This window comes from Tessaracoccus lubricantis (assembly GCF_039544535.1).
Taxonomy (GTDB): Bacteria; Actinomycetota; Actinomycetes; order Propionibacteriales; family Propionibacteriaceae; genus Arachnia; species Arachnia lubricantis.
Window position 1 is genome coordinate 1 of record NZ_BAABLV010000012.1, and the last position, 22,412, is coordinate 22,412.

A 22,412-nucleotide genomic window follows, 5' to 3' on the forward strand; every position below is an offset into this window, starting at 1 on the left:
TATTTGGCATTGACTTAAAGCACACTGTTGAGTTCTCAAGTTTCGGGTGCGACCCGCACATCCACCACTCCATTCAGAGCGATTTCCGCTTGGGGCAACTCGATCAACCTTACTCGCTTGCTGCCGGCCGGTCAAATCCGGGCCGCGTTCAGCTCGTGCGGTTGATGTTTGGTTTTGCCGCTGAGCGGCTCGTCCAACTTTACTTACTGGCGCTCGGCCTGTCAAATCATCTCGATGTTGACCAGGAGCCTCAGTAGCTTGAGCAAATCCCATGTGACTGGGGGTTTTGCTCGGAGGGAGCCGCTTTCGCGGTTCCCTAGGCTACTCGACTTCCCTCTCGGCTGTCAAACTGACCGCCTGGAGGCCGACCGCTGTTGAGTGCTGGTGTCCCACCGGAGTGGGCCTGCTGTACACTACCCGATCACCCGTGACCCGGCAAATCACCGTGTCGTGGGCCCGCGCTCATCTCCCAGACCTTGAGCGGGTTCTTCTGAACGCACACTCGTCCGTGGTGGTGAGTTGGTGGGTGGTGGCCTCGGGTCCGTCCTGATCCCAGTGCGGTGCACCTCGAAGCTCAAGGAACCTTACACGGCTGGCGCTGGGCGGGCAAATCGTCGAGGAGGACCCGCCTCCCGGGTACTCGACGGCACTTCCTACAGTGGGGGCATGCGAGTCACTTCGTCGCTGGCGGCCGTGGTCGCCGTGTTGCTCACCGCCTGTGGCGGTGCTTCGGGCGGGGCCAACCCCGTCACCGCCCCGGCGCCCGCCACGACCGCAACCGTCCCCGCACCCCCGACGCGTACGGCGACGCCCCTACCCCCCTCGCCCCCGACACCGACTCCGCTGCGGAGCGTCACCATCAACGTGAGCGGCGACCTCCTGTGGCACAACAGCTTGTGGCACAGCGCCGAGCTCGACGCCCGGGCAGCCGGGGACGCGGGGATGGACTTCGCGCCGCAGCTCTCCTCCGTCGCTGCCTACGTCTCGGCGGCGGACCTGGCGATCTGCCATTCCGAGGTTCCGTTCGCCCCACCGGGCGGCCCCTACCGCAACTACCCCCTGTTCGCCGTCCCCCAGGAGATCGCCCCCGCCATCAAGGCGACCGGGTGGGATCTGTGCACGACGGCCTCGAACCACGCCTTGGACGCCGGCTGGGACGGACTCGTCCGCACGATCGAGGTCCACAGGACCGCAGGCATCCTCACGGCAGGGACCCACGCGAGCGCCGAGGAGGCATCGCATCCCGTGCTCTTCACCACTGCAGCCGGCGTCAGGGTCGCGGTGATCAGCCAGACCTACGGACTCAACGGCCTCCCGAAGCCCGAGGGCAAGCCCTGGTCCGTCGACCTCCTCGACGCAGGGGCGGCCGTCGCCCAGGCGGCCGCAGCCAGGGCGGCGGGCGCCGACATCGTCGTGGTGCACATGCACGCAGGAGGGGAGTACTCCTCGGACGTGACGCCGGAGCAGGCGGCCTTCGCCGACGCCGTGACGGCGGCGGGTGAGGTCGACCTCGTCTTCGGCCAGCACGCGCACGTCGTGCAACCGATCACCCGGGTCAACGGCACGTGGGTGGTGTTCGGGGCCGGCAACCTCATCGCGGCCAGCGGCCCGGGCCAGCCGTACACCTACGACGGGCTGCTGGCCCAGTTCACGTTCACCGAGCAGGCCGACGGACGCTTCGAGGCCACTGCGGCCGAGTACGCGCCGACCATGATCACCAGGAAGTCTGGCAGCAGGCCCGCGCGGGTCCACCTCATCCCTGACGAACTCGCCAAGGGCACGCCGTTGGCCGCGGAGCTGCGCCGCTCTGCAGAGCGGACGCGCGCGGTGGTGTACGCCCTCGGCGCCGACGGCCTGTCCGAGCGCTGACGGGGCAGCGCCCGGATGGCGGCTCAGGATCCGAGCCGGGCGATGCCCACCGTCTTGCGGCCGCGCCGGACGACGGCGAACCGGCCGTGCAGCAGGCGTTCGCCGTCGAGCACCAGGTCGGGGTCCTCGACCTTCTCGTTGTTCACGTAGGCCCCGCCCTCGCCGATGGTGCGGCGCGCCTCACCCTTGGACCTCGAGACACCCGCCGCGACCATCGCATCGACGATCGTCGACCCCGGCGCCAGCTCACCGCCCCCGACCTCCGCCGCGACGCTGGAGAGCGTCTCGGGCGACAACTCCCCCAGTTCGCCCCGGCCGAAGAGCGCGGCACCTGCCGCGACCGCGGCCTGACGCTCCGCCACGCCGTGCACGATGTCCGTGACGTCGTCTGCCAGCGCGCGCTGCGCCTCACGCTTGAACGGCGCGTCGACGACGCCCTGCGCCAGGGCCTCGATCTCCTCCCTGGAGCGGAACGAGAACACCTTGAGGTAGTCGACCACCTTCGAGTCCTCCGCGTTCAGGAAGAACTGGTGGAAGGCGTACGGGCTGGTGAGTTCGGCGTCGAGCCAGACGGTGCCGGACTCGGTCTTGCCGAACTTGGTGCCGTCGGCCTTGGTCAGCAGGGGCGTGGCCATGGCATGGGCCTTGCCCTGGTCCGACCGGCGGATGAGTTCGACGCCGGCGGTGAGGTTGCCCCACTGGTCCGAGCCGCCGGTCTGCATCGTGACGCCGTGGCGCCGATACAGCTCGCGGAAGTCCATCGACTGCAGCAACACGTAGGAGAACTCGGTGTAGGAGATGCCCGACTCGAGGCGCCGGGCCACCACGTCTCGGGCCAGCATCCGGTTGACCGGGAAGTGCTTGCCGACGTCGCGGAGGAAGTCCAGCACCGACATGGTGCTGGTCCAGTCGTAGTTGTTGACCATCGTGGCCGCGTTGGGGCCCTCGAAGCTGACGTAGCGTCCCACCTGCGCACGGATCTTCTCGACCCACTCGTGCACGAGCTCCACGGAGTTCATCACGCGCTCCCCGGACTCCTTCGGGTCACCGATGAGGCCCGTGGCACCACCGACCAGCATGAACGGCTGGTGGCCGGCGTCCTGTAGGCGGCGGGCCAGCAGCGCCTGCACCAGGTTGCCGGTGTGCACGCTCTGCGCCGTGGGGTCGAAGCCGATATAGAACTTGACCGGCCCCGCGTCCAGGTGCGCCGCGAGCGCCTCCGGATCTGTCGAGTGGGCGATCAGCCCACGCCAACGCAGGTCGTCAAGTAGTGCATTCACGTGGGCCATCGTAGCGTCAGGCCCCGGGGTTGCCGAGCCTCCGGTACCGGCGACGGCGGATCGCGCGGCGGTCACGGCCGGGCATGGTCACGGCCCGGGCGACCTCGTCGTGCAGTGCGCGGCCCAGCCGGCGGCAGAACTCCTCGCGGTCGGCCGCCGGGTCGTCCGGCTCCTCGATGACGAGGTCGACGATGCCGGCAGCCACGAGGTCGGCCGCGCGCACGCCCTGCGCCCTGGCCATCTCCGCAGCATGCTCGACGTCACGATGGACGATCGCGGAGGCACCCTCCGGCGGCAACGGGGCGAGCCACGCGTGCTGCGCGGCCACCACTCGGTCTGCTGGAGTCAATGCAAGCGCGATGCCGCCCGTCCCCTGCCCCATCAGCAGGCTCACCGTGGGACTGGGCAGGGTGAGCAGTTCGCTCAGGGTGCGGGCGATCTCGGACGCCAGGCCCCGTTCCTCCGCTTCCTTCGACAGCGCGGCCCCCGGGGTGTCGATGACCGAGATCAGGGGCAGCTTGAGTTCGCGGGCGAGCCTGATGCCCCGTCGGACCTCGCGGAGCGCGGCCGGGTCCAGTGGCCGGCCCTGGTCGTGGCGGTCCTGGCCCACGATGACGCAGGGCGCGTCGTCCCACCGCGCCAGCGCCAGCACGGAGCCGGGGTGGGATTCGCCGTCGCCCGTGCCGTTGAGCATGGTGACGTCGGAGGCGGCGACCTCGAGCAGGTCCCGCAGGCCGGGCCTGTCGTCGCGGCGCGTGCGGGCCACCGACTCCCAGGCGGGGACGTCGGGCAGGTCGAACGTGCCGGGTGGGGCCGCCGGGATGGACGCGACCCGCTGGCCGACGACGGTCAGCAGCCGGTCGAACGCCCCGGCCACCTCGGAGACGTCGCACACCGCGTCGATCACCCCGCGCTCCGCGAGGTTGTCCGAGAGCTGCACCCCCGCCGGGAACGGCGCGCCGTACAGCGCCTCGTAGACCCGCGGCCCGAGGAAGCCGACGAGGGCGCCCGGTTCGGCGAGCGTCACGTGGCCGAGCGAACCCCAGGACGCGAAGACGCCGCCCATCGTCGGGTTGCGAAGGTAGACGAGGTATGGGAGGTGCTCGTCCTTGTGCGCCATGACGGCGCCGGTGATCTTGACCATCTGGAGGAACGCGACGGTGCCCTCCTGCATCCGAGTGCCGCCACCCACGGGGAGGGCGACGATGGGAAGCCGTTCCGCGGTCGCACGCTCGATCGCGCGGGTGAGGATCTCGCCGGCCGCGACTCCGATGGACCCGCCCAGGAACGCGGGGTCGCCGGCCACGAGCGCGACCCGCCGTCCGTTGATGGTCCCCTCGCAGGCGACGACCGACTCGTCCCGGCCGGTCCTGGCCCGCGCCGCCTCCAGCTCGGGGCGGTACTGCTCGACGACCGGTGGGTCAGGGACACGCTCGTGCCACGGCCGGACGGAGCCGTCGTCGAGGAGGGTGGTGATGACCTGGTCCACACTGAGACGCGCCATTGCTGCTCCTCCGACGGCGTTGGGCTCAGGTTAGTGGAGGTTCAACGGCCCCGTGGGCGTGGCAGGCTCAACCTGCGACCCCTGCGCGGACGACCGTCAGCTCACAGGAGTGGCCGGTGGCGGGGGATGCAAGTGCGTGAGGCGGACCCGACCCGCACCCAGGTAGCCGTTGCCCGGACCCGGCGAGCAACAGATCGGTACCCCGTCGCCGGACGCTCCGGCAACCCACGGCGAGCACGGGATCGGCCCGGACCCCAGACGGGGCCGGGCCTTGAGCAGGGGCTGATGGGGGCCCGACAGGGTTAGGCGGGCGTTGTCGAAGACCGGCGCAACAGCAGCAACCCAGGAAGCCCAGGGCCCTTCGACCGGGCGCTGCGCCCGGCTCAGGGACCGGTCTTCGGCATGGGCGGGGAGGGCCCCCATCAGACCCTGCGGAACCAGCCGCTTTCGACGTGGCACGGGCCGGGCCGAGGGCCAGGTGTCTGGTCAGAAGCCGGCGAGCGACGCCTGGGCGGCGCGGAGCTCCGCGAGCTGTTCGGTCACGCGCACGGGGGCGGTGCCGCCCCGGCCATCGCGGGAGGCGACAGACCCCTCGACGGTCAGCACGTCGAGCACTCCACCGTCGAGGTGCTCGGAGATCTCCGGCAGGTCCGCCGCCTCGAGGTCCTGCAGCGTGATGCCCTTCGCCTCGCAGTAGCGCACGGTCTCGCCGGCGACTTCGTGCGCCACGGCGAACGGCACGCCGCTGCGCACCAGGTGGTCTGCCACGTCGGTGGCCAGCGAGAATCCCTTCGGGGCGACTTCGGCCATGCGTTCCGGGTGGAACGTCAGCGTGCCGACCATGCCGGCGACGGCGGGGATCAGCACGTGCAACTGGTCGATGCCGTCGAAGATCGGCTCCTTGTCCTCCTGGAGGTCACGGTTGTAGGCCAGCGGCAGGCCCTTGAGCGTGGCCATGAGGCCCGTGAGGTTGCCGATGAGGCGGCCGGCCTTGCCGCGGGCCAGTTCGGCGACGTCGGGGTTCTTCTTCTGCGGCATGATCGAGCTGCCGGTGGACCACGCGTCGTCGAGCGTCGCGAAGCCGAACTCGGCGGTGCACCACAAGATGACGTCCTCGGACAGGCGCGACAGGTCCACGCCGATCTGGGCCAGCACGAACGCAGCCTCGGCGATGAGGTCGCGGGACGCGGTGCCGTCGATCGAGTTGGGCACCGACGAGGCGAAGCCCAGATCCGCCGCCACGAGCTCGGGGCTCAGCCCCAGCGAAGTGCCCGCCAGTGCGGCGGAGCCGTAGGGGCTGACCGCGAGCCGCTCGTCGAGGTCGTGGAGGCGCTGCACGTCACGCACCAGCGGCCAGGCGTGCGCCAGGAGGTGGTGGCTGAGCAGGATGGGCTGCGCCGACTGCAGGTGGGTGCGGCCGGGCATGACGGCGCCCAGGTACTTCTCCGCCTGGCTGGCCAGCGCGGTGAGCACGCCGTCGACGTCCTGCGCGATGAGGCGGATCTCCTCGCGCAGGTAGGACCGGATCAGGGTGGCGATCTGGTCGTTGCGCGAGCGTCCGGCGCGGATGCGGCCACCCAGGTCCGGCCCGACGATGTCCTTGAGGCCGCGTTCGAGCGCACCGTGGACGTCCTCGTCGCTGTCGGCCGGCAGCAACTCCCCCGCCTCGACGCGACGCGCCAACTCCGCAAGGCCCTCGTCCATGGCCGCAGCCTGGCCGTCGGTCAGGAGCCCCGCCGCCCGCAGCGCCTTCGCGTGGGCGCGGGAGCCGGCGATGTCGTGCAGCGCGAGCCGCCAGTCGAACTGGGTCGACTTGCTCAGCGCGAACATCGCGTCGGCGGGCCCACCCTCGAATCGGCCGCCCCAGAGTCGTCCCTGATCAGTGCTCACGAATCTTCCTTTGCTGGTTTGCCGGTACGGGTCATGTCTTCGATGGTCCCGACCGTTCGGTTGGCGGCCTCCGGGTCGGTGGCGATCACCAGCACGGTGTCGTCGCCGGCGATCGTACCCAACACGCCGGGGAGGCCGGCGAGGTCGAGGTAGGAGGCGAAGTACTGCGCCGCACCGGGCGGCGTCTTCACGAGGATCTGGGTGCCCGCATGGCGGATCGACTGCAGCAGTTCGGCGCACAGCCGCGCCAGCTTCTCGAGCACGGCATCCTCACCCTCCTCGGCCGCCGCCGCGTACACGAGGGCACCGCCGACGGCGCGCTGGCGCACGGCGCCCAGCTCGAGGAGGTCCTTGCTCAGCGTGGGCTGGCTCACCACGATGTCCTGCTCAGCCAGCGCGTCGATCAGCTCGCCCTGCGACGTGTAGCGCGCCTCGGCGAGCAACTGGCGCAGCGTGGCGAGCCGGCCGGCACGCGTCAACTTAGGCACGCGAGGAGGTCTCCGCGGCTTCGACCAGCGACGGGAACGCGTCGAGGAAGGGCTGCAGGTCTGCCGGCGTCGCGATCAGCGGCGGCGCGAGGCGCAGCACGTTGGGCCGCGGGGCGTTGATGACGAAGCCCGACTCCAGTGCGGCGTCGGCGATCCCAGCCGCGGCGTCGTGCGTGAGGACGACGCCCAGCAGCATGCCCCGGCCCCGCACCTCGCTGACGACGGGGTGGTCGAGCGCCCGGACGGCGTCGGCCAGCCAGGCGCCGGTGCGTCGCGCGTCGTCGAGCACGCCGCCCTCGAGTGCGTCGAGGACCGCGTTGCCGGCGGCCGCCGCCACCGGGTTGCCGCCGAACGTGGTGCCGTGCTGGCCCGGGTGCAGGAGGTCGGCCGCAGCGCCGGTGGCGACGCAGGCGCCGATCGGGAACCCGTTGCCGAGGCCCTTGGCGAAGGTGATGAGGTCGGCGACCTGGGACTCCGTCAGGTGCGCGAGGTACTCCCCGCACCGCCCGAGCCCGGTCTGCACCTCGTCGACCCACATCAGCGCGCCGTGCGCCCGCGTGACCTCGCGCACCTCGGCGAGGTATCCCTCCGGCGCCGGCACCACGCCGTTCTCGCCCTGCACCGCCTCGACGACGACGGCGGCCACCGTGTCGTCGACCGCGGAGCGGAGCGCGTCGACGTCGCCGTACGGCACGAACGTGACCTCGCCCGGCAACGGGGCGAACGGCTCGCGGTACTTGGCGTTGGCGGTGATGGCCAGCGCCCCCATGGTGCGGCCGTGGAAGGCGCCCTCCATGGCGACGATCCGCGTGCGCCCGGTGAGGCGCGTCAGCTTGAACGCGGCCTCGTTGGCCTCGGTGCCCGAGTTGGTGAAGAACACCTTGGCCGCGGGGTCGCCGACCAGGGCGGCCAACCGCTCGGCGAGCCGGACCTGCGGCTCGCTGGCGAAGAAGTTCGACACGTGGCCCAGGCGGCCCAGCTGCGCCGTGATCGCCTCGGTCACTCCGGGGTGGGCGTGGCCGAGTGCGTTGACGGCCAGCCCCGAGAGCAGGTCGAGGTACTGCTTGCCGTCGGCGTCCCACAGGTGCACGCCCTCGCCGCGCTCGAAGACACGCTTGGGGGCGCCGAAGGCGTTCATCATGACCGCGCCGTACCGCGCCTGGAGCTCTTGTTGCGTCATCAGTTGCGTCCCTCCGGGAGTGGGTTGGTGACCATGGTGCCGACGCCCTCGTCGGTGAAGATCTCGAGCAGCAGGCAGTGCGGGACGCGGCCGTCGAGCACGGTCGCGGAGGTGACCCCACCGTCGACGGCCCGCACGCAGGCCTCCATCTTCGGGATCATGCCCGCGTCGAGGCTGGGCAGCATGCCGCGCACCTCGTCTGTGGTGATCTGGGTGATGATCGAGGACTCGTCGGGGTAGTTGGCGTAGACGCCCGCGACGTTGGTGAGCATCACGAGGCGCTTGGCGCCCAGCGCGACGGCCAGCGCGGCGGCGGCGGTGTCGCCGTTGACGTTGTGGACCTGGCCGTCGGCATCGGGTGCCACGGTCGCCACGACGGGGATCCGGCCGGCGTCGATGAGGTCGTTGATGGCGGCAGGGTCCACCGCCTCGACGTCGCCCACCAGCCCCAGGTCGATCTCCTCGTCGTCGACGACCAGCCCGCGGCGCTTCGCGGTGAAGAGGCCACCGTCCTCGCCGGACATGCCGACGGCGAACGGGCCGTGCTGGTTGATCAGGTTCACCAGCTCCCGGCCCACCTGCCCGACGAGCACCATCCGGACGACGTCCATCGCCTCCGGCGTGGTGACGCGCAGGCCCCCGCGGAACTCCGAGGCGATGTCGAGCTTGTCGAGCATCGACGAGATCTGCGGGCCGCCGCCGTGCACGACGACGGGCTTCACGCCGACGCGGCGCAGGAACACGATGTCCTCGGCGAACGCACGCTTCAGGTTCTCGTCGGTCATGGCGTTGCCGCCGTACTTGATCACGACGGTCTTGCCGGCGTACTCGGCCAGCCACGGCAGGGCCTCGATGAGGGTGGCCGCCTTGGCGATGAGTTCCGGCTGCTGGTGGGTCTGGGTCCTGGTCATCATCTAGGTCGAGTACTCCGCGTTCTCCTTCACGTAGTCGTACGTGAGGTCGTTGGTGAGGATGGTGGCCGACGCGCGGCCCGCGTGCAGGTCCACGGTGACGCGCACGTGACGGCCGGAGAGGTCGACGAGCGCCCTGTCCTCTCCGATCTGCCCGCCGCGGCACACCATCACGCCGTTGAACGAGACGTCGAGGTCGTCGGCATCGAACGCGGCGTCGGTGACGCCGATGGCCGACAGCACGCGGCCCCAGTTGGGGTCACCGCCGAAGATGGCGCACTTGAACAGGTTGGACCGCGCGATCTCGCGGCCCACGGTCTCGGCGTCGCGCTCGGAGGCCGCGCCGGTCACCTCGATGGCGATCTCGTGGTGCGCGCCCTCCGCGTCGGCGATGAGCTGGCGGGCCAGGTCCTGGCAGACGTCGACGAGGGCCGCGGTGAAGGCCCCCGCCTCCGGCCGCACACCGGACGCGCCGGAGGCCATGAGCGTCACGGTGTCGTTGGTGGACATGCAGCCGTCGGAATCCGCCCGGTCGAACGTCAGCCGGGTGGCCTCGCGCAGCGCCGCGTCCAGTTCCTGGGCCGTGAGGTCGGCGTCGGTGGTGAGCACCACCAGCATGGTGGCCAGGCCGGGCGCGAGCATGCCCGCACCCTTGGCCATGCCACCGATCGACCACTCGCCGACGGTGGTGCCGGCCTGCTTGGGGACGGTGTCGGTGGTCATGATCGCGGCCGCGGCGTCCGCTCCCCCGTCGGGGCTGAGGCCCGCGCAGGCGGCGTCGACACCCGGCAGGAGCTTGTCCATGGGCAGACGGACGCCGATGAGGCCGGTGGAGCACACGGCGACGTTGTCGATGATGAGGCCGAGCCTGTCGGCGACCCGGGCAGCGGTGGCGGCGGAGTCCTTGTAGCCGGCCGCGCCGGTGCAGGCGTTGGCCCCGCCCGAGTTCAGCACGATGGCCTGCAGTTGGCCGTCGGCCACCGCCTGCCGCGACCACTTGACCGGTGCCGCGAACACGCGGTTGGTGGTGAAGACGGCGCCAGCGGCCACGGACGGGCCGGTGTTGTGCACCACGGCGACATCCGGCTTTCCGGACGGCTTCAGGCCGGCGGTGGTGCCGGCGGCGGTGAAGCCCTTGGGGAGGGTGACGCTCACGGCGCCACCCCCACCGCGCTGAGGCCGGTGGTCTCGGGCAGGCCGAGCGCCAGGTTCATGGACTGGACGGCGCCGCCGGCGGTGCCCTTGGTGAGGTTGTCGATGGCGGAGATGGCGATCAGGCGCCCGGCCGTCTCGTCGACCACGACCTGCACGGTGACGCGGTTGGACCCGACGACGGCGGCGGTCTGCGGCCACACGCCCTCGGGCAGCAGGTCGACGAAGGGCTCGCCCTCGTAGTGGGACGCGTAGGCCTCCCGTGCCGCTGCAGTGGTCACTCCCTCCGCGACGGGCGCCGAGCAGGTGGCCAGGATGCCGCGCGGCATGGGCGCCAGCAGCGGCGTGAAGCTCACGTTGACGGGGGCGTCGGTCACGCCCGAGAGGTTCTGCACGATCTCCGGGGTGTGCCGGTGCATCCCGCCGACGCCATAGGGGCTCATGTTGCCCATGGCCTCCGAACCGAGCAGGTTCGGCTTGAGCGACTTCCCGGCGCCGGAGAGGCCCGAGGCCGCCACGACGCTGATCTGGGACGCGTCGACCAGGCCTGCGGCGACGGCTGGCAGCAGCGCGAGCGTGGTGGCCGTCGGGTAGCAGCCGGGGACCGCGACGCGCTTGCTGCCGGCGATGGCAGCACGCGCCCCGGGGAGTTCGGGCAATCCGTACGGCCAGGTGCCGGCGTGGGGCGAGCCGTAGAACTTCTCCCACTGCCCGGCCTCCTTCAGCCGGAAGTCCGCACCCGCGTCCACGATCAGCACGTCGTCACCGAGCTGTTCGGCGATCGCGGCGGACGTGCCGTGCGGCAGCGCAAGGAAGACGACGTCGTGGCCGGCCAGTTCCTCGGCGGTGGTGGGCACCACGATGCGGTCGGCCAGGGGCGCGAGATGGGGCTGGTGCAGGCCCAGGCTGTCCCCCACACTGGAGTTGCCCGTGAGCGCGCCGATCGTCACGTCCGGATGTTGCAGGAGGAGCCTCAGCAGTTCCCCGCCCGCGTAGCCGGTGCACCCGGCCACCGCCACTGAATACGTCATGGCGGAAACTATTCCATACATCGAATAGATATGCGAACCGGTCTCATCCGCGCGGGAACGGTCCGGGGCGCGGTCTACGCTTGCCCGCATGGGTTTCATGCGCTCGTTCATCGCGTTCACGCTGCTGCTGGTCGCCGTGGCGCTGGGGTTCGGCGGCATGGGCGCCCACTTCCTGGACCGGTTGGCCCGCACGCCGGCACCGCTGCAGCGCATCGTCGGCCCACTCGCAGGCGACGACCGCGTCGGCACCGAACTGTCCAGCACCTTGAGCGCCGAGGCGTTGCAGGCGATGCCCGCAGACCTGCGCGAGCTGCCGCTGGTGGGCGAGCAGATCGCACAGGTGGTCACGACGGCGGTGGACGCCGCCCTGGCGGACCCCGGCGTCCAGCGGGCCTGGAACGAGTCCATCAACCGCTCGCGGGTGGCCTACGTCGCCGCGTTGGACGAGGTGCGCGACGACGAGACCCTCGAGGCGCCCACGATCTGGTTCGACCTCACGCCGTTCGTCGACCTGGGCAAGGCCAAGCTCCAGGAGGCCTCGTCGGAGGGCCTGCACCCCTACGTGCAGCAACTGCAGTTCGGGGAGGTGCGCCTGCCGCTGGGCCAGCCGTCCGAATCCGTCACGCAGTCGGTGGCCGACGGCGTGGGCGCGGCCCGGAACTGGCCGTTCCTGTACGTGGGGGCGGCGGCCCTGTCGGTGATCGCGCTGCTCATCGGCTCCCGCCACGGCCGCTGGGTGGCGCTGCTGTTGGCGGGGATCGTGGCGGCGGTGGGCCTGTGGTTCGGGCGCACCTCCGTCGAGGCCGTGTCCCTCCCGGGCGGCGACTCCCTGGCCGCCGCCATCCGCACGCGCATCGTGGAGGGTGGCACGCGGGAGTTCCTGGACTTCACGCAGCCCGCCCTGTACGTGGCATACGGGGCCATCGGGGTGGCCATCGTCGCGCTCCTGATCGCAGGGGCGACCCGGCGGGCTAGCTGAAGACCAGCGGCTTGCTGGACCACCCACCGAGCGGGCGCTCGGCGCGCACCCCCGGCTGGTCAGCGGGCAGCGCCAGGTCCTGCGTGGCGTCGAGGACCTCCTCGAGCAGGATCCGTAGTTCGAGCGTCGCCAGCGGGCGGCCCGGGCACACGTGGGGGCCGGCGCCGTACACCAGGTTCCCGCCGGCGTTGGCCTCCGGTTCATAGCGGTCCGGGTTCGGGAAGCGCGCCGGGTCCCGGTTGGCCTCCGTCCAGTCGACGACGAGGCGCTGGCCGTGCGCGACGGGGCAGCCGCCCACGTTGCCGTCCCGGGTGGCGACGCGCCGGTTGCTGACGAACGGGTCGTCGATGCGCAGGAGTTCGTCGATGGCCGCCCCGAGCGCGGCAGGGTCCGCGCGGCGCGCCCGGACGTCGGACTCGACGGCGGGGCTGGCTGCGATCTGGTGGAGCACGACACCGGCGCACAGGGCCAGCGACCCGAGGTCACCACCGGTCCAGTTGCGCAGGATCGAGATGATCTCGGGGCGGGTCAACTGGCGGCCGTCCACCTCCTGGCGGATCAGTTCGTCGGTGACGTCCCGGGCGGGGTCGCTGAAGTGCGCGGCCCGGGGGTCGACGACGCGGCCGATGATGTCGTCGAACCACTGCGCCACCTCCGTGGTGCGCTCGAGGTCCCCCGAACGGGTGGCGTTGGCGTTCTCCCCCACCCAGTCGATGAGCTCCTGCCGGAGGTCCTGGGACCAGCCGAGCCAGACCAGCATCGCGTCGACGGCGAACTGGACGCCCAGTCCCTCGACGACCTCGAACGGCTCACCCATCGGCACCTGCGCCACGGCCCGTCGTGCCACCTGGCGCACGGGCCCCTCGAGCGCGGCCATGCGCTCGTCGCTGAAGTAGGGGTCGAGCGCCCGCCTGAAGGCGGCGTGCTCCTCGCCGTCGAGGCCGTTGGGCACTTGCAGGAACCTCGACACCTTGCTGGAGAAGGTCTCGGGGTCCTGCACCACGGCGAGGGCCTCGGCGTGACCGGTGACCCGGATGGTGTCGCCGTCGGGGTAAGCACTCATGGGTTTGACACTAGCGGATTGGAAGAACCGCGCGGAGGTGGGGGTGACTCAGGCCTGCGGGATGGCGCGGCCCTCGGTGTCGACGACCTCGCGCGTGCCGAGCACCCGGTCCAACGCCACCGTGGCCTCCAGCGTGGCCGGGTCGTCGCTCTCGCGCTCGCTCTCGTCGAGCAGGACCTCGATCACGACGCGCTCGTCGTCCTCCTCGGCGACCTTCGCCTCGGCGATGGTGTCACCGGCCGAGGCGTCGACGTGCAGCGTCAGGGCCTGCGAATCCGGCTTGCCGGAATACGTGGAGGGGCTCACGGTGACCGTGTCGGTGCAGGCGGCGAGGGCACACACGAGCCCGACCACCGCGATCCAGAGCGCTGGCCGGGAACGACGTCGCTGTCCGTTCATGGCCCTTACCCTACTGCCGCGACGCCCCGGACGAACGTCGCCACCCCGACCCGGAAATGGCGCTCCGCCAGGGCCGGGTCGAAGTGTTCGACGACTCCGAGCGCGTGCATCTGCGCCCTCGTCTGCTCCTCGACGACGTGTCCCAGCACCAGGTGGAGCAGCGCGGCGACGGTGGCTTCTGGCTCGGGGTGCCCGGTGCGGGCGAGGAGGTCACGGCCCTCGGCGGTGGGGTCGACGGAGCCGAGGCCCAGCGCGTGGGAGGACGCGACGAGCTCCGCCGCGTCGCGGTGCGTCAGGAGGGCCGCGCGCAGGTCGTGGGCCCAACTGGTCAGGTGGCGCTGCGTGCCCTCGACGCGCCCCGGGCCTCCGTCGTCGGAGGTGACACGCTCTGGCAGCGTGGGCAGCGACGAGAGGATCTGGTCGGCGATGGCCGCGAGCAGCGACTGCTTGTTGGGCACGTGGTAGTAGAGCGCACCGGCCTGCACGCCGAGCGCATCGGCGACCCGGCGCATGCTGAGGTCGCCCAGCCCGTACTCGTCGAGGATGGTCAACCCCGCGTCGACGATGGCTGCCCTGCTCAGCGCCACGAGTCCCCTTTCCCGTCCGGCCCGGCCGGAGATGTCACCCGCCCACCCTACTGGGCGGCATACGCTGGGGGCATGCGTGAGTACCACAAGCCAGTGAGACGCCCCGGCGATGTCCTCGAGGCACTGCAGGGGTCGGGCGACCCCGCGGAACTCGGCGGCCTCGCCCACGACACCGCGGCTGCCCTGCTGCACAGGGTCCGCACGGCGCCGGACCCGCACATCGTCGATCGCCTGATCACGTACGCCGACGAGCACGGGATCGACGACGTGGCCGAGCTGTGGGCCGACGCCTCGCCGGAGTCGCTGCCGGGCGCGCTGTGGCGGCTCTACCTCGTGCGGCACACGGTGGCCGGCAATCCCGACGACGCGGGCCGCATCTTCAAGCGCGGCGCGGAGGTCGACGGCGTGAACCAGGCGATCGCCGGCTCGCCGCACGCGCCCACGCCCCACGAGGTGGTCGAGCTCGCAAACCAGATCCTGCGGGGCGCCTTCACCGGCGACTTCGCCGTCGCGCTGGAGCGGGCGTCGGCGTTCAGTCGCGTCATGTCCGCCGGCGCCTCTGAGCTCGCGACCCCCTCGGACGACCACCCCCGCCGTGCGGTCGGGTACGCCACCCTGGCCGAGGAGTTCACCGTGGAGGCGAAGTTGTGGCGGGCGGGTCAACTGACTTGAGCCCCGGGCTCAGTCCGTTACACTCGGTAGATGCCGGGCCGCGGTAACCCCGGGCTCCACTTTAAGCCGCTACGAGCGGCCACGCGCCGAGAGGCGTTCTGCGGTTCGGCCCTCAACTTCACACGGGAACGGGCCCCACGGCGAGCATTCGCCGCAGGGCCCGTTTCGCTGTGCCGGGTGCCGGGTCAGGCGCGCTGGATCGCGCCGAAGCGCTCCACGGCCACCTTCACCGCCGCCTGCCGGGCCTCGGCGGCCTCGGCGTCGGTCAGCGTGCGGTCACCGCGGAAGCGCAGCGCGAACGCCAGCGACTTCTTGCCCTCGCCCACCTGGTCACCGGTGTAGACGTCGAACAGCGCGATCGACTCGAGCAGGTCACCGGCGCCCTCCACGAGCGCCTCCTCCACCTCGACCGACGCCACGTCGGCGTCGACGATCAGCGCCACGTCCTCCTTGGCCATGGGGAAGGCCGAGAGCGTGGCGATCTCGCCACCCTGCACGGCGTGCCCCAGCAGCAGGTCGGCGTTGAACTCGACGGCGCAGGTGCGCTCCGGCAGGCGGAACGCCGCGATGACCTTCGGGTGCAGCTCACCGGCGTGGCCGATGACGATGCCGTTGACCGACAGCTCGGCGCATCGGCCGGGGTGCCACGGCGCCACCTCGGCGTTGCGACGGTCCAGCTCGACGCCGACCGCAGCAGCGGCCGTCTCCGCGAACGCGACGACGTGGGTCCAGTCGGCCGCGACGGCGGGGCCGTCCCAGCCGGCGGCCTTCCAGTTGCCGGTCACGACGGCGGCCATGGTCTCCGGCTGCGCGGGCAGGGCCGCGTCGAGGGCGGCGAGCTCCTCCTCGGTGGGCCGGCTGGCGACGCCCAGGCGCGGCGCGGCGGGCTCGCCGCCGTCGAAGAAGACCTTGCCCTTCTCGAACAGCGCGAGGTCCGACAGGCTGCGCGAGGTGTTGCGCGCGACCGCCGCGAACAGGCCCGGCAGCAGCGAGGTGCGCAGATGGCCGTGCGTCTCGGACAACGGGTTGGCCAGCTTCACCAGGCGACGGCGGGGGTCCTCCTCCGCAATGCCCAGCTGGTCGAGCTCCTCGCCGGAGACGAACGGCAGCGAGAGCACCTCGGTGAAGCCCAGCGCGGCGACCGCACGCATGGCGGCGCGGCGGTCGCGGATGGCCGGGTCGAGGCTGCGGGTCACGGGCGGGACGGGCAGCGTCATGCCGATCCGGTCGTAGCCGACGTGGCGACCCACCTCCTCGACGACGTCGTACGGGTCCACCAAGTCCCCCCGCCAGCTGGGGGCGGTGACGGTGAGGGAGTCTCCCAGCGCGGTGACGTCGATCGCCGCCGCCTTCAGCAGGCGCAGGGTCTCGTCCTGCTCCACGCGGGTGCCCAGCACGTCGGAGATGAGGCCGCAGCGCAGCGACACGGTGTGCGGCGCGGGAGCGGAGCCGACGACCGTCTCGGCCGTGACCTGCCCACCGCCGTGCTGCGTCAGCAGCTTCGCGGCACGCCTGGCGGCCGCGTAGGGCAGCTGGGGGTCGACGCCGCGTTCGAAGCGCTTCGACGCCTCGGACGGCAGGCCGTGGCGGCGGAACGTGCGCGACACCGAGGTGGGCTCGAAGTGCGCCGCCTCCAGGACGATCCGGGTGGTGGTCTCCGACACCTCGGTGTCCTCGCCGCCCATGACGCCGGCCATGCCGATGGGGCCGGAGTCGTCGGTGATGAGCAGGTCGTCGGCGCTCAGCGTGCGCTGCTGGCCGTCCAGGGTGGTGAGGCGCTCACCCTCCTGCGCGAGGCGCACTCGGATGGGGCCCTGCAGCTTGTCGGCGTCGTAGGCGTGCAGCGGCTGGCCGGATTCGAGCATGACGTAGTTGGTCACGTCGACGGCCAGCGAGATGGAGCGCACGCCCGAAGCGCGCAGCCGGTCGGCCATCCACTCGGGCGACGGCGCCGTGGGGTCGATGCCCTCGATGGTCAGCGCCACGAACGCGCTGCAGCGGTCTGACTCCAGCACCAGCGGGTGGCCGCCCTCGACGGGCTCCGGGAGCTGCTGGCGGTACTTGTCCTCGAACGAGACGCCGTTGGCGATCGCCGCCTCGCGCGCCAGCCCGCGCAGTGACAGGCAGTAGCTGAGGTCCGGCGTCACGTCGATGTCGAGCACCTCGTCGGCGCTCCACAGGATGTCCTGCGCCGGGGTGCCCGGCCCGGCGGTGTCCGGGGGCAGCACGATGATGCCGTCGTGGTCCTCCCCCAGCCCGAGCTCGAGCTCCGAGACGATCATGCCGTCGGAGACGTGGCCGTAGGTCTTGCGGGCGGTGATCTCGAAGTTGCCCGGCAGCACGGTGCCCGGCAGCGACACGACGACGAGGTCGCCCTCGGCGAAGTTGTGGGCGCCGCACACGATGCCGCGCGAGGCCGGGTATTCGTCGGTGGCGGGGTCGTTGTGGTCACCGACGTCGACGCGGCAGTACCGGATGGTCTTGCCGTTCTTCTGGGGTTCGTCGACGTAGCTCAGCACGCGCCCGACCACGAGCGGGCCCGTCACCGGCGAGGCCATCGACTCGATGCGCTCGACGGTCAGGCCGGTGGCGGTGAACTGCTCGGCCAGCTTGGCGGTGGTGACGTCGGAGGGCAGCGTGACGAGGTCGCGCAGCCAGGAGACGGGGGCCTTCATCGGGCACCTCCCAGGATGGATCGGCTGAATCGGATGTCACCCTCCACGAAGTCGCGGAGGTCGGGGGCGCCCGTGCGGAACATCACCGTGCGGTCGATGCCCATGCCGAACGCGAAGCCCGAGTAGACGTCGGGGTCGATGCCGCAGGCCCTGAGCACCCGCGGGTTCACGACGCCGCAGCCGCCCCACTCGATCCAGCCCTCGGAGCGACAGGTGCGGCAGGGCGCGTCCGGGTTGCCGACGGACTCGCCGTGGCACACGAAGCACTGCACGTCGACCTCGGCGGACGGCTCGGTGAATGGGAAGTAGTGCGGGCGCATGCGGGTGGCGGTGTCGCTGCCGAACATGGCCTTGGCCAAGTGGTCCAGCGTGCCGCGCAGGTCTGCCATGGAGATGCCCTTGTCCACGACGAGGCCCTCGAGCTGGTGGAAGACGGGCAGGTGGGTGGCGTCGTACTCGTCGGCGCGGAACACCTTGCCGGGCACTACGACGTACAGCGGGACCCCGCGGGTCAGCAGCGCCCGCGCCTGGACCGGCGAGGTCTGCGTGCGCAGCAGCTTGCCCGCCGACGGCGGGTCAATCCACAGCGTGTCCTGCAGGGCACGCGCGGGGTGGTCCTCGGGCACGTTGAGCGCGTCGAAGTTGTACCACTCGGCCTCGAGCTGCGGGCCGTCGGCGATCTCCCAGCCCATGTCGGCGAAGACGTCGATCATCTCGTCGATCAGGTTGGTGATGGGGTGCAGCGCACCGCGCGGGCCGGTGGTGACGGGGAGGGTCATGTCGACGCGCTCGGCCAGCAGGGCAGCCTCGAGCTCTGCTGCGGCAACCTCGTCCTGGCGGGCGCCGAGGGCCTGGTTGACCTGTGCGCGCGCCTTGCCGATCCGCTGCCCGGCCTCCTTGCGCGCCTGCGGCGGCAGCGCACCGATCTCGCGGTTGGCCAGCGCCAGGGGCGAGGTGTCGCCGGCGTGGTCGTGACGCGCCTGCTTGAGCTCGGCCGTCGTGGTGGCGGCGCCGATGGCGGCCAGCGCGTCCGCGACGAAACCGTCGATGGCCGCGGGGTCGAGCGAGGCGACCTGCTTGGGATCGAAGTTGTCGTTGGGCCCGGACATGGGTCCCTCCTTGTTCACTGTTCGTGGCTGCCCGGCGGGCCGGTCAGCCTGCTGAAGAGCGTCGTTGTGCGGAGGCCGTTGCGTAGAGGCACACCGCGGCGGCGCTGGAGAGGTTGAGGCTCTCCGCCCCGCCCCACATTGGCACGGCCACCACCTCGTCGGCCAACTCGCGGTCCTCCTCGGGCAGTCCCCACGCCTCGTTGCCCATGATCCAGGCGACGGGGCCGCTGAGTTCCCCGGCCGCGGCCTTGAGGTCGAGCGGGTCGCCGTCGCCGTCTGCCGCCAGTACCGTCATGCCCATCGCCTTGACCTTGGCCACGGCGTCGTGCAGCGGCACGCCGGTCAGGATGGGCAGGTGGAAGAGGCTGCCGACGGTGGAGCGCACCGTCTTGGGGTTGTAGATCTCGACGCTGCCGGTGGTGAGCACCACGCCGTCGGCCCCGAACGCGTCCGCGCAGCGGATGACCGTGCCGGCGTTGCCGGGGTCACGGACCTGGGCGCAGATCACCAGCAGCCTCGCGCCCGACACGTCCTGCCAGTCGAAGGACAACTGACGGCACACCGCCACGATCCCCTGCGGGGTGACGGTGTCGCTGAGCGTGCGCATCTGGTGGTCCGTGGCCCGCCACACGGGGACGTCGACGCCGTCGAGCAGGTCCGCGTGCTTGTCGGGGTCATCGACGATGACCTCCTGCACGAGGGACCCGACGGCCAGCGCCTCGCGGACGGCCTGCCTGCCCTCGGCGAGGAACAGGCCGGCGACGTCACGGCCGCGGCGCTGCGTCAAACGACGAACCGAACGCAGCACCGAGGCGGGAAGGCCAAGGGCTGCGTTCGGTCGAGATGTCACTGAGGCCGCTTTCAGGCGGCGGCAGCGGGCTGGTTGTCCTTGGCGACGGCGACCAGGGCGTTGAACGCCGCAACGTCGTTGACGGCAAGGTCGGCGAGGATCTTGCGATCCACCTCGACACCAGCGTTCTTCAGGCCGTTGATGAAACGGTTGTAGGTCATGCCCTCAGCGCGGACCGCGGCGTTGATGCGCTGGATCCAGAGAGCGCGGAACTCGCTCTTCTTGGCGCGACGATCGCGGTAGCTGTAGGTGTACGAGTGGAGCAGCTGCTCCTTGGCCTTGCGGTACAGACGCGAACGCTGGCCGCGGTAGCCCTTCGCCTGCTCGAGAACTTCGCGACGCTTCTTCAGCGCGTTCACGGAACGCTTCACGCGTGCCATGGTGACTCCTTGGGGTGTGTGGGGTGGATCAATGGATGACTGGGGGTACTTCGCCCCGGCCTGCGCTCAGCGCTGGGCCGGGCTCAGCATTCGGCTCAGCGGCCCTTGTGCTTGCCGAGCAGGCGGCGCACCGACTTGACGTCGGCCTTGGCGACGTCGGAGGTACCCTTCAGGCGACGCAGGCGCGTCGAGCCAAAGGTCTCGTTGAGGTGGCCGAGGTTGGCCTGACGACGACGGATCTTGCCCGTGCCAGTCATCTTGAACCGCTTCTTCGCACCGGAGTGCGTCTTCATCTTCGGCATGTCTCGCTCGCTTTCGTACTCGATCAGAGATCGACGTCTGGGTCCATGTTGTCTGCAGGACCACGCTTCTTCTTGTGGGGGGCGGACTGGGCCGCGGCGCGCAGCTGCGCCTCCGCTGCCCGGTCGAGTTCGGCGTTCTCCTTGCGCGCAGCCATGCGGGCCTCGCGGTCGGCGGCCAGGTCGACCTTCGCCTCGGTCTTCTTCTTGGTGGGGCCGAGCACCATGAGCATGTTGCGGCCGTCCTGCTTGGGAGAGGACTCGACGAAGCCGAACTCGGCGACGTCGTCGGCCAGGCGGCGCAGCAGGTCCATGCCCAGTTCGGGGCGGGACTGCTCACGGCCGCGGAACATGATGGTGATCTTCACCTTGTCGCCGGCCTTGAGGAAGCGGACCACGTGGCCCTTCTTGGTCTCGTAATCGTGCTGGTCGATCTTGAGACGCAGCTTCATCTCCTTGGTGGTGACGTTCTGCTGGTTCTTGCGGGCGTCGCGCACCTTCTGCGCCGCCTCGTACTTGAACTTGCCGTAGTCCATCAGCTTGGCGACCGGCGGACGCGCCTGCGGGGCCACTTCGACAAGATCCAGATCGTTCTCCGCCGCCAGACGCAGGGCGTCCTCGACGCGCACGATGCCGACCTGCTCGCCGTTGGGGCCGACGAGCCGGACTTCGGGTACTCGGATGCGATCGTTGATCCGCGGTTCAGTGCTGATGGGTCCTCCAGTTGAAGAGTTGGTGTGTTGCTGCCAACAGCAAAAGGCCCCTGCGCATGCAGAGGCCCACACACCCATCACGACGATGCAGCGACCGCTGCCCGCGGGGGTGACCCGGCCGCTTCAGCAACTCGGGTGGGAGTGGAACTCCGCTTTATCAGGGCAGCCTGAAGCTGCCAACCTGAGAGAGTATACGCAGGCGCCCCGCGATCGCCAAACGGCGTGGCTCAGTGCGCCGTGGGCGCCGGGCCCCAGTCGCCCGCATCGGCAGCGTCCCCCGCGTCGTCGGCGTACTTGACCCAGGCGAAGTCCTCGCCCTCGAACTCCACCAGGCGGAAGCCGTCGGCGAACTTCTCCAGCGCGTCGCCGGCGATGACGAACGGTACCGGGCCGACGACGTCGATGAGCAGTTGCTCCGCCCCCGCCGCGGCGACGGTGGCGCACAGCTCGTCGAGGAGGCAGGGCACCGGTCGGGCATCGGCCTGCCAGGCACGCAGCGAGTCGTAGCCGGTGAACGCCAGGAGGTAGTGGCCGGAGTCGTCCTCGAGCGTGACCGCCGCCATCTCCGCGTGGCGGTCGGGGTCCGGCTCGTCGCCGCCGTCGTCGCCGCTGGCCACGATGGGCAGCAGGAGTCGGCTGGTGCACAGCGCGACGAGCGCCCGGATGTAGCCGGTGTGGTCCTGCGCCCGGGCGATCGCCGCCCGGGTCAACGGATCCGGCGACCCGTCGTCGCCGGCGAAGCGTGAGTTCGGTTGAGCGAGCGAGCGGAGTTCGACCATGCCAGCACCATAGCGGCTCGCCCGTCTGCCGCCGTGTGACAGACTGGGCGCATGCCCATTGAGCTCATCGGCACCATCGCCGCCGCCGTCGTGATCCTCGCCATCGCCGCAGGGATCACCGCCCGCCTCGGACGGCTGCGGCCACTGCTGATCGGCCTGGGCCTGGCCGCGATCCCCGTCGGGCTCTACCTCACGGGCCTGCTGCGGCTCATCATCAACGGCATCATCAGCCTCGTCGCCTGGTTCCAGCGCACGGTGTTCACCGACGCCGTGGCGTGGGGGTTGGGCCTGTTGGTGGGTGGCGTGGTACTCATCGTCGTCGGCCTGATGCTGCCGAGGAAGCCGGCGCGTGAACGCGTAGCCCCGCAACCCGCCGCCCGCGAGGTGCCGGCCACCGGCGAACGCGGAAGGCAGTTGCCCAGCGCAGGAACGACGAGGTCGTCGACGGGTGGGCCCGCGCCGTCGTCGCCCGCAGCGGCCGCCAAGCCCGCAGCGGCACCGGCCCAGAAGGGTACCGATCCCGAGGACGCCGAGATCGAGGCGCTGCTGCGCAAGCGCGGCATCATGTGATCCCCCGGTGGCGCTGGGTGGGTCACCGGGCG

Annotated in this window: 23 protein-coding genes; 5 read left to right on the forward strand and 18 right to left on the reverse strand. The window is 71.0% G+C overall.

The window, feature by feature from the left end; genetic code table 11:
* A partial coding sequence (locus ABEA30_RS03375; RefSeq protein ID WP_345578993.1) for a hypothetical protein occupies positions 1 to 257 on the forward strand: 257 nt, incomplete at its 5' end.
* Positions 258 to 666: 409 nt separating this feature from the next.
* The gene (locus ABEA30_RS03380) at positions 667 to 1,869 is read left to right on the forward strand and encodes a CapA family protein (RefSeq protein WP_345578995.1); all 1,203 of its coding nucleotides are present in this window, start codon (positions 667 to 669) and stop codon (positions 1,867 to 1,869) included.
* A 23-nt stretch (positions 1,870 to 1,892) separates the two neighbouring features.
* On the opposite strand, the gene tyrS is transcribed toward ABEA30_RS03380, so the two are convergent.
* From tyrS to argC, 8 genes are all read right to left on the reverse strand, one after another.
* Positions 1,893 to 3,149, reverse strand: a complete 1,257-nt coding sequence (tyrS, locus tag ABEA30_RS03385) for a tyrosine--tRNA ligase (RefSeq protein ID WP_345578998.1) — start codon at positions 3,147 to 3,149, stop codon at positions 1,893 to 1,895.
* A 16-nt stretch (positions 3,150 to 3,165) separates the two neighbouring features.
* Complete coding sequence (locus tag ABEA30_RS03390; RefSeq protein ID WP_345579001.1) at positions 3,166 to 4,653, reverse strand: carboxyl transferase domain-containing protein; 1,488 nt, start codon at positions 4,651 to 4,653, stop codon at positions 3,166 to 3,168.
* Between the two features lie 486 nt (positions 4,654 to 5,139).
* Positions 5,140 to 6,483: an argininosuccinate lyase gene (argH, locus tag ABEA30_RS03395; RefSeq protein WP_386086351.1), complete on the reverse strand. Its 1,344-nt coding sequence runs from the start codon at positions 6,481 to 6,483 to the stop codon at positions 5,140 to 5,142.
* Positions 6,484 to 6,539: 56 nt separating this feature from the next.
* Positions 6,540 to 7,031, reverse strand: a complete 492-nt coding sequence (locus ABEA30_RS03400; RefSeq protein ID WP_345579006.1) for an arginine repressor — start codon at positions 7,029 to 7,031, stop codon at positions 6,540 to 6,542.
* Positions 7,024 to 8,211: an acetylornithine transaminase gene (locus ABEA30_RS03405; protein ID WP_345579008.1), complete on the reverse strand. Its 1,188-nt coding sequence runs from the start codon at positions 8,209 to 8,211 to the stop codon at positions 7,024 to 7,026. Before ABEA30_RS03405 ends, ABEA30_RS03400 begins: the two co-directional genes overlap by 8 nt.
* Complete coding sequence (gene argB, locus ABEA30_RS03410; protein ID WP_345579220.1) at positions 8,211 to 9,122, reverse strand: acetylglutamate kinase; 912 nt, start codon at positions 9,120 to 9,122, stop codon at positions 8,211 to 8,213. The genes ABEA30_RS03405 and argB overlap by 1 nt, the downstream gene beginning before the upstream one ends.
* 3 nt (positions 9,123 to 9,125) lie before the next feature.
* Positions 9,126 to 10,277: a bifunctional glutamate N-acetyltransferase/amino-acid acetyltransferase ArgJ gene (gene argJ, locus ABEA30_RS03415; protein WP_345579011.1), complete on the reverse strand. Its 1,152-nt coding sequence runs from the start codon at positions 10,275 to 10,277 to the stop codon at positions 9,126 to 9,128.
* Entirely contained in the window at positions 10,274 to 11,305 is a 1,032-nt protein-coding gene (gene argC, locus ABEA30_RS03420; RefSeq protein WP_345579014.1) for an N-acetyl-gamma-glutamyl-phosphate reductase, read from the reverse strand. The genes argJ and argC overlap by 4 nt, the downstream gene beginning before the upstream one ends.
* A gap of 88 nt (positions 11,306 to 11,393) precedes the next feature.
* Here argC and ABEA30_RS03425 point away from each other — a divergent pair, with 88 nt between their 5' ends.
* Positions 11,394 to 12,284 (forward strand): hypothetical protein, encoded by an 891-nt coding sequence (locus ABEA30_RS03425; RefSeq protein WP_345579017.1) that lies wholly within the window; start codon positions 11,394 to 11,396, stop codon positions 12,282 to 12,284.
* On the opposite strand, the gene ABEA30_RS03430 is transcribed toward ABEA30_RS03425, so the two are convergent.
* The 3 genes from ABEA30_RS03430 to ABEA30_RS03440 are packed head-to-tail and all read right to left on the reverse strand — an operon-like array spanning position 12,277 to position 14,333.
* Positions 12,277 to 13,347 carry a cytochrome P450 gene (locus ABEA30_RS03430; protein ID WP_345579020.1) on the reverse strand — a complete coding sequence of 357 codons (1,071 nt, stop codon included), beginning with the start codon at positions 13,345 to 13,347 and terminating at the stop codon, positions 12,277 to 12,279. The two genes, ABEA30_RS03425 and ABEA30_RS03430, sit on opposite strands and share 8 nt — an antisense overlap.
* A gap of 48 nt (positions 13,348 to 13,395) precedes the next feature.
* Positions 13,396 to 13,746: a hypothetical protein gene (locus ABEA30_RS03435; protein WP_345579023.1), complete on the reverse strand. Its 351-nt coding sequence runs from the start codon at positions 13,744 to 13,746 to the stop codon at positions 13,396 to 13,398.
* Positions 13,747 to 13,751: 5 nt separating this feature from the next.
* Complete coding sequence (locus ABEA30_RS03440) at positions 13,752 to 14,333, reverse strand: TetR family transcriptional regulator (protein ID WP_345579025.1); 582 nt, start codon at positions 14,331 to 14,333, stop codon at positions 13,752 to 13,754.
* 72 nt (positions 14,334 to 14,405) lie between these two features.
* Between ABEA30_RS03440 and ABEA30_RS03445 the strand changes: the two genes are divergently transcribed.
* A complete protein-coding gene (locus tag ABEA30_RS03445) occupies positions 14,406 to 15,005 on the forward strand; it encodes a hypothetical protein (protein WP_345579026.1) in 600 nt (199 codons plus the stop codon).
* Positions 15,006 to 15,190: 185 nt separating this feature from the next.
* Here the strand turns inward: ABEA30_RS03445 and pheT are convergent, their stop codons facing one another.
* The 7 genes from pheT to ABEA30_RS03480 all read right to left on the reverse strand — a co-directional run bounded on the left by pheT (position 15,191) and on the right by ABEA30_RS03480 (position 21,810).
* Positions 15,191 to 17,680, reverse strand: a complete 2,490-nt coding sequence (gene pheT, locus ABEA30_RS03450) for a phenylalanine--tRNA ligase subunit beta (protein WP_345579027.1) — start codon at positions 17,678 to 17,680, stop codon at positions 15,191 to 15,193.
* Positions 17,677 to 18,789: a phenylalanine--tRNA ligase subunit alpha gene (pheS, locus tag ABEA30_RS03455; RefSeq protein ID WP_345579029.1), complete on the reverse strand. Its 1,113-nt coding sequence runs from the start codon at positions 18,787 to 18,789 to the stop codon at positions 17,677 to 17,679. The genes pheT and pheS overlap by 4 nt, the downstream gene beginning before the upstream one ends.
* Positions 18,790 to 18,832: 43 nt before the next feature.
* Complete coding sequence (locus ABEA30_RS03460; RefSeq protein ID WP_345579031.1) at positions 18,833 to 19,639, reverse strand: TrmH family RNA methyltransferase; 807 nt, start codon at positions 19,637 to 19,639, stop codon at positions 18,833 to 18,835.
* Positions 19,640 to 19,650: 11 nt separating this feature from the next.
* Positions 19,651 to 20,019 (reverse strand): 50S ribosomal protein L20, encoded by a 369-nt coding sequence (gene rplT / locus ABEA30_RS03465; RefSeq protein WP_345579033.1) that lies wholly within the window; start codon positions 20,017 to 20,019, stop codon positions 19,651 to 19,653.
* A gap of 95 nt (positions 20,020 to 20,114) precedes the next feature.
* Positions 20,115 to 20,321 (reverse strand): 50S ribosomal protein L35, encoded by a 207-nt coding sequence (gene rpmI / locus ABEA30_RS03470; protein WP_345579036.1) that lies wholly within the window; start codon positions 20,319 to 20,321, stop codon positions 20,115 to 20,117.
* A 23-nt stretch (positions 20,322 to 20,344) separates the two neighbouring features.
* Positions 20,345 to 21,109, reverse strand: coding sequence for a translation initiation factor IF-3 (infC, locus tag ABEA30_RS03475; RefSeq protein ID WP_345579039.1), 765 nt, complete (start codon positions 21,107 to 21,109; stop codon positions 20,345 to 20,347).
* Between the two features lie 149 nt (positions 21,110 to 21,258).
* A complete protein-coding gene (locus tag ABEA30_RS03480) occupies positions 21,259 to 21,810 on the reverse strand; it encodes an SseB family protein (protein ID WP_345579042.1) in 552 nt (183 codons plus the stop codon).
* A gap of 51 nt (positions 21,811 to 21,861) precedes the next feature.
* Here ABEA30_RS03480 and ABEA30_RS03485 point away from each other — a divergent pair, with 51 nt between their 5' ends.
* Complete coding sequence (locus ABEA30_RS03485; RefSeq protein WP_345579045.1) at positions 21,862 to 22,380, forward strand: hypothetical protein; 519 nt, start codon at positions 21,862 to 21,864, stop codon at positions 22,378 to 22,380.
* Positions 22,381 to 22,412 lie beyond the last annotated feature (32 nt).

Excerpts from the sequence above, each read along its gene's own strand:
- ABEA30_RS03380 (WP_345578995.1), top strand. The coding sequence starts at position 667 with ATGCGAGTCACTTCGTCGCTGGCGGCCGTGGTCGCCGTGTTGCTCACC.
- ABEA30_RS03390 (WP_345579001.1), bottom strand. The coding sequence starts at position 4,653 with ATGGCGCGTCTCAGTGTGGACCAGGTCATCACCACCCTCCTCGACGAC.
- argH (WP_386086351.1), bottom strand. The coding sequence starts at position 6,483 with ATGTTCGCGCTGAGCAAGTCGACCCAGTTCGACTGGCGGCTCGCGCTG.
- ABEA30_RS03405 (WP_345579008.1), bottom strand. The coding sequence starts at position 8,211 with ATGACGCAACAAGAGCTCCAGGCGCGGTACGGCGCGGTCATGATGAAC.
- argB (WP_345579220.1), bottom strand. The coding sequence starts at position 9,122 with ATGACCAGGACCCAGACCCACCAGCAGCCGGAACTCATCGCCAAGGCG.
- argC (WP_345579014.1), bottom strand. The coding sequence starts at position 11,305 with ATGACGTATTCAGTGGCGGTGGCCGGGTGCACCGGCTACGCGGGCGGG.
- ABEA30_RS03425 (WP_345579017.1), top strand. The coding sequence starts at position 11,394 with ATGGGTTTCATGCGCTCGTTCATCGCGTTCACGCTGCTGCTGGTCGCC.
- ABEA30_RS03430 (WP_345579020.1), bottom strand. The coding sequence starts at position 13,347 with ATGAGTGCTTACCCCGACGGCGACACCATCCGGGTCACCGGTCACGCC.
- ABEA30_RS03435 (WP_345579023.1), bottom strand. The coding sequence starts at position 13,746 with ATGAACGGACAGCGACGTCGTTCCCGGCCAGCGCTCTGGATCGCGGTG.
- ABEA30_RS03445 (WP_345579026.1), top strand. The coding sequence starts at position 14,406 with ATGCGTGAGTACCACAAGCCAGTGAGACGCCCCGGCGATGTCCTCGAG.
- pheT (WP_345579027.1), bottom strand. The coding sequence starts at position 17,680 with ATGAAGGCCCCCGTCTCCTGGCTGCGCGACCTCGTCACGCTGCCCTCC.
- pheS (WP_345579029.1), bottom strand. The coding sequence starts at position 18,789 with ATGTCCGGGCCCAACGACAACTTCGATCCCAAGCAGGTCGCCTCGCTC.
- rplT (WP_345579033.1), bottom strand. The coding sequence starts at position 20,019 with ATGGCACGCGTGAAGCGTTCCGTGAACGCGCTGAAGAAGCGTCGCGAA.
- rpmI (WP_345579036.1), bottom strand. The coding sequence starts at position 20,321 with ATGCCGAAGATGAAGACGCACTCCGGTGCGAAGAAGCGGTTCAAGATG.
- infC (WP_345579039.1), bottom strand. The coding sequence starts at position 21,109 with ATGGGTGTGTGGGCCTCTGCATGCGCAGGGGCCTTTTGCTGTTGGCAG.
- ABEA30_RS03480 (WP_345579042.1), bottom strand. The coding sequence starts at position 21,810 with ATGGTCGAACTCCGCTCGCTCGCTCAACCGAACTCACGCTTCGCCGGC.
- ABEA30_RS03485 (WP_345579045.1), top strand. The coding sequence starts at position 21,862 with ATGCCCATTGAGCTCATCGGCACCATCGCCGCCGCCGTCGTGATCCTC.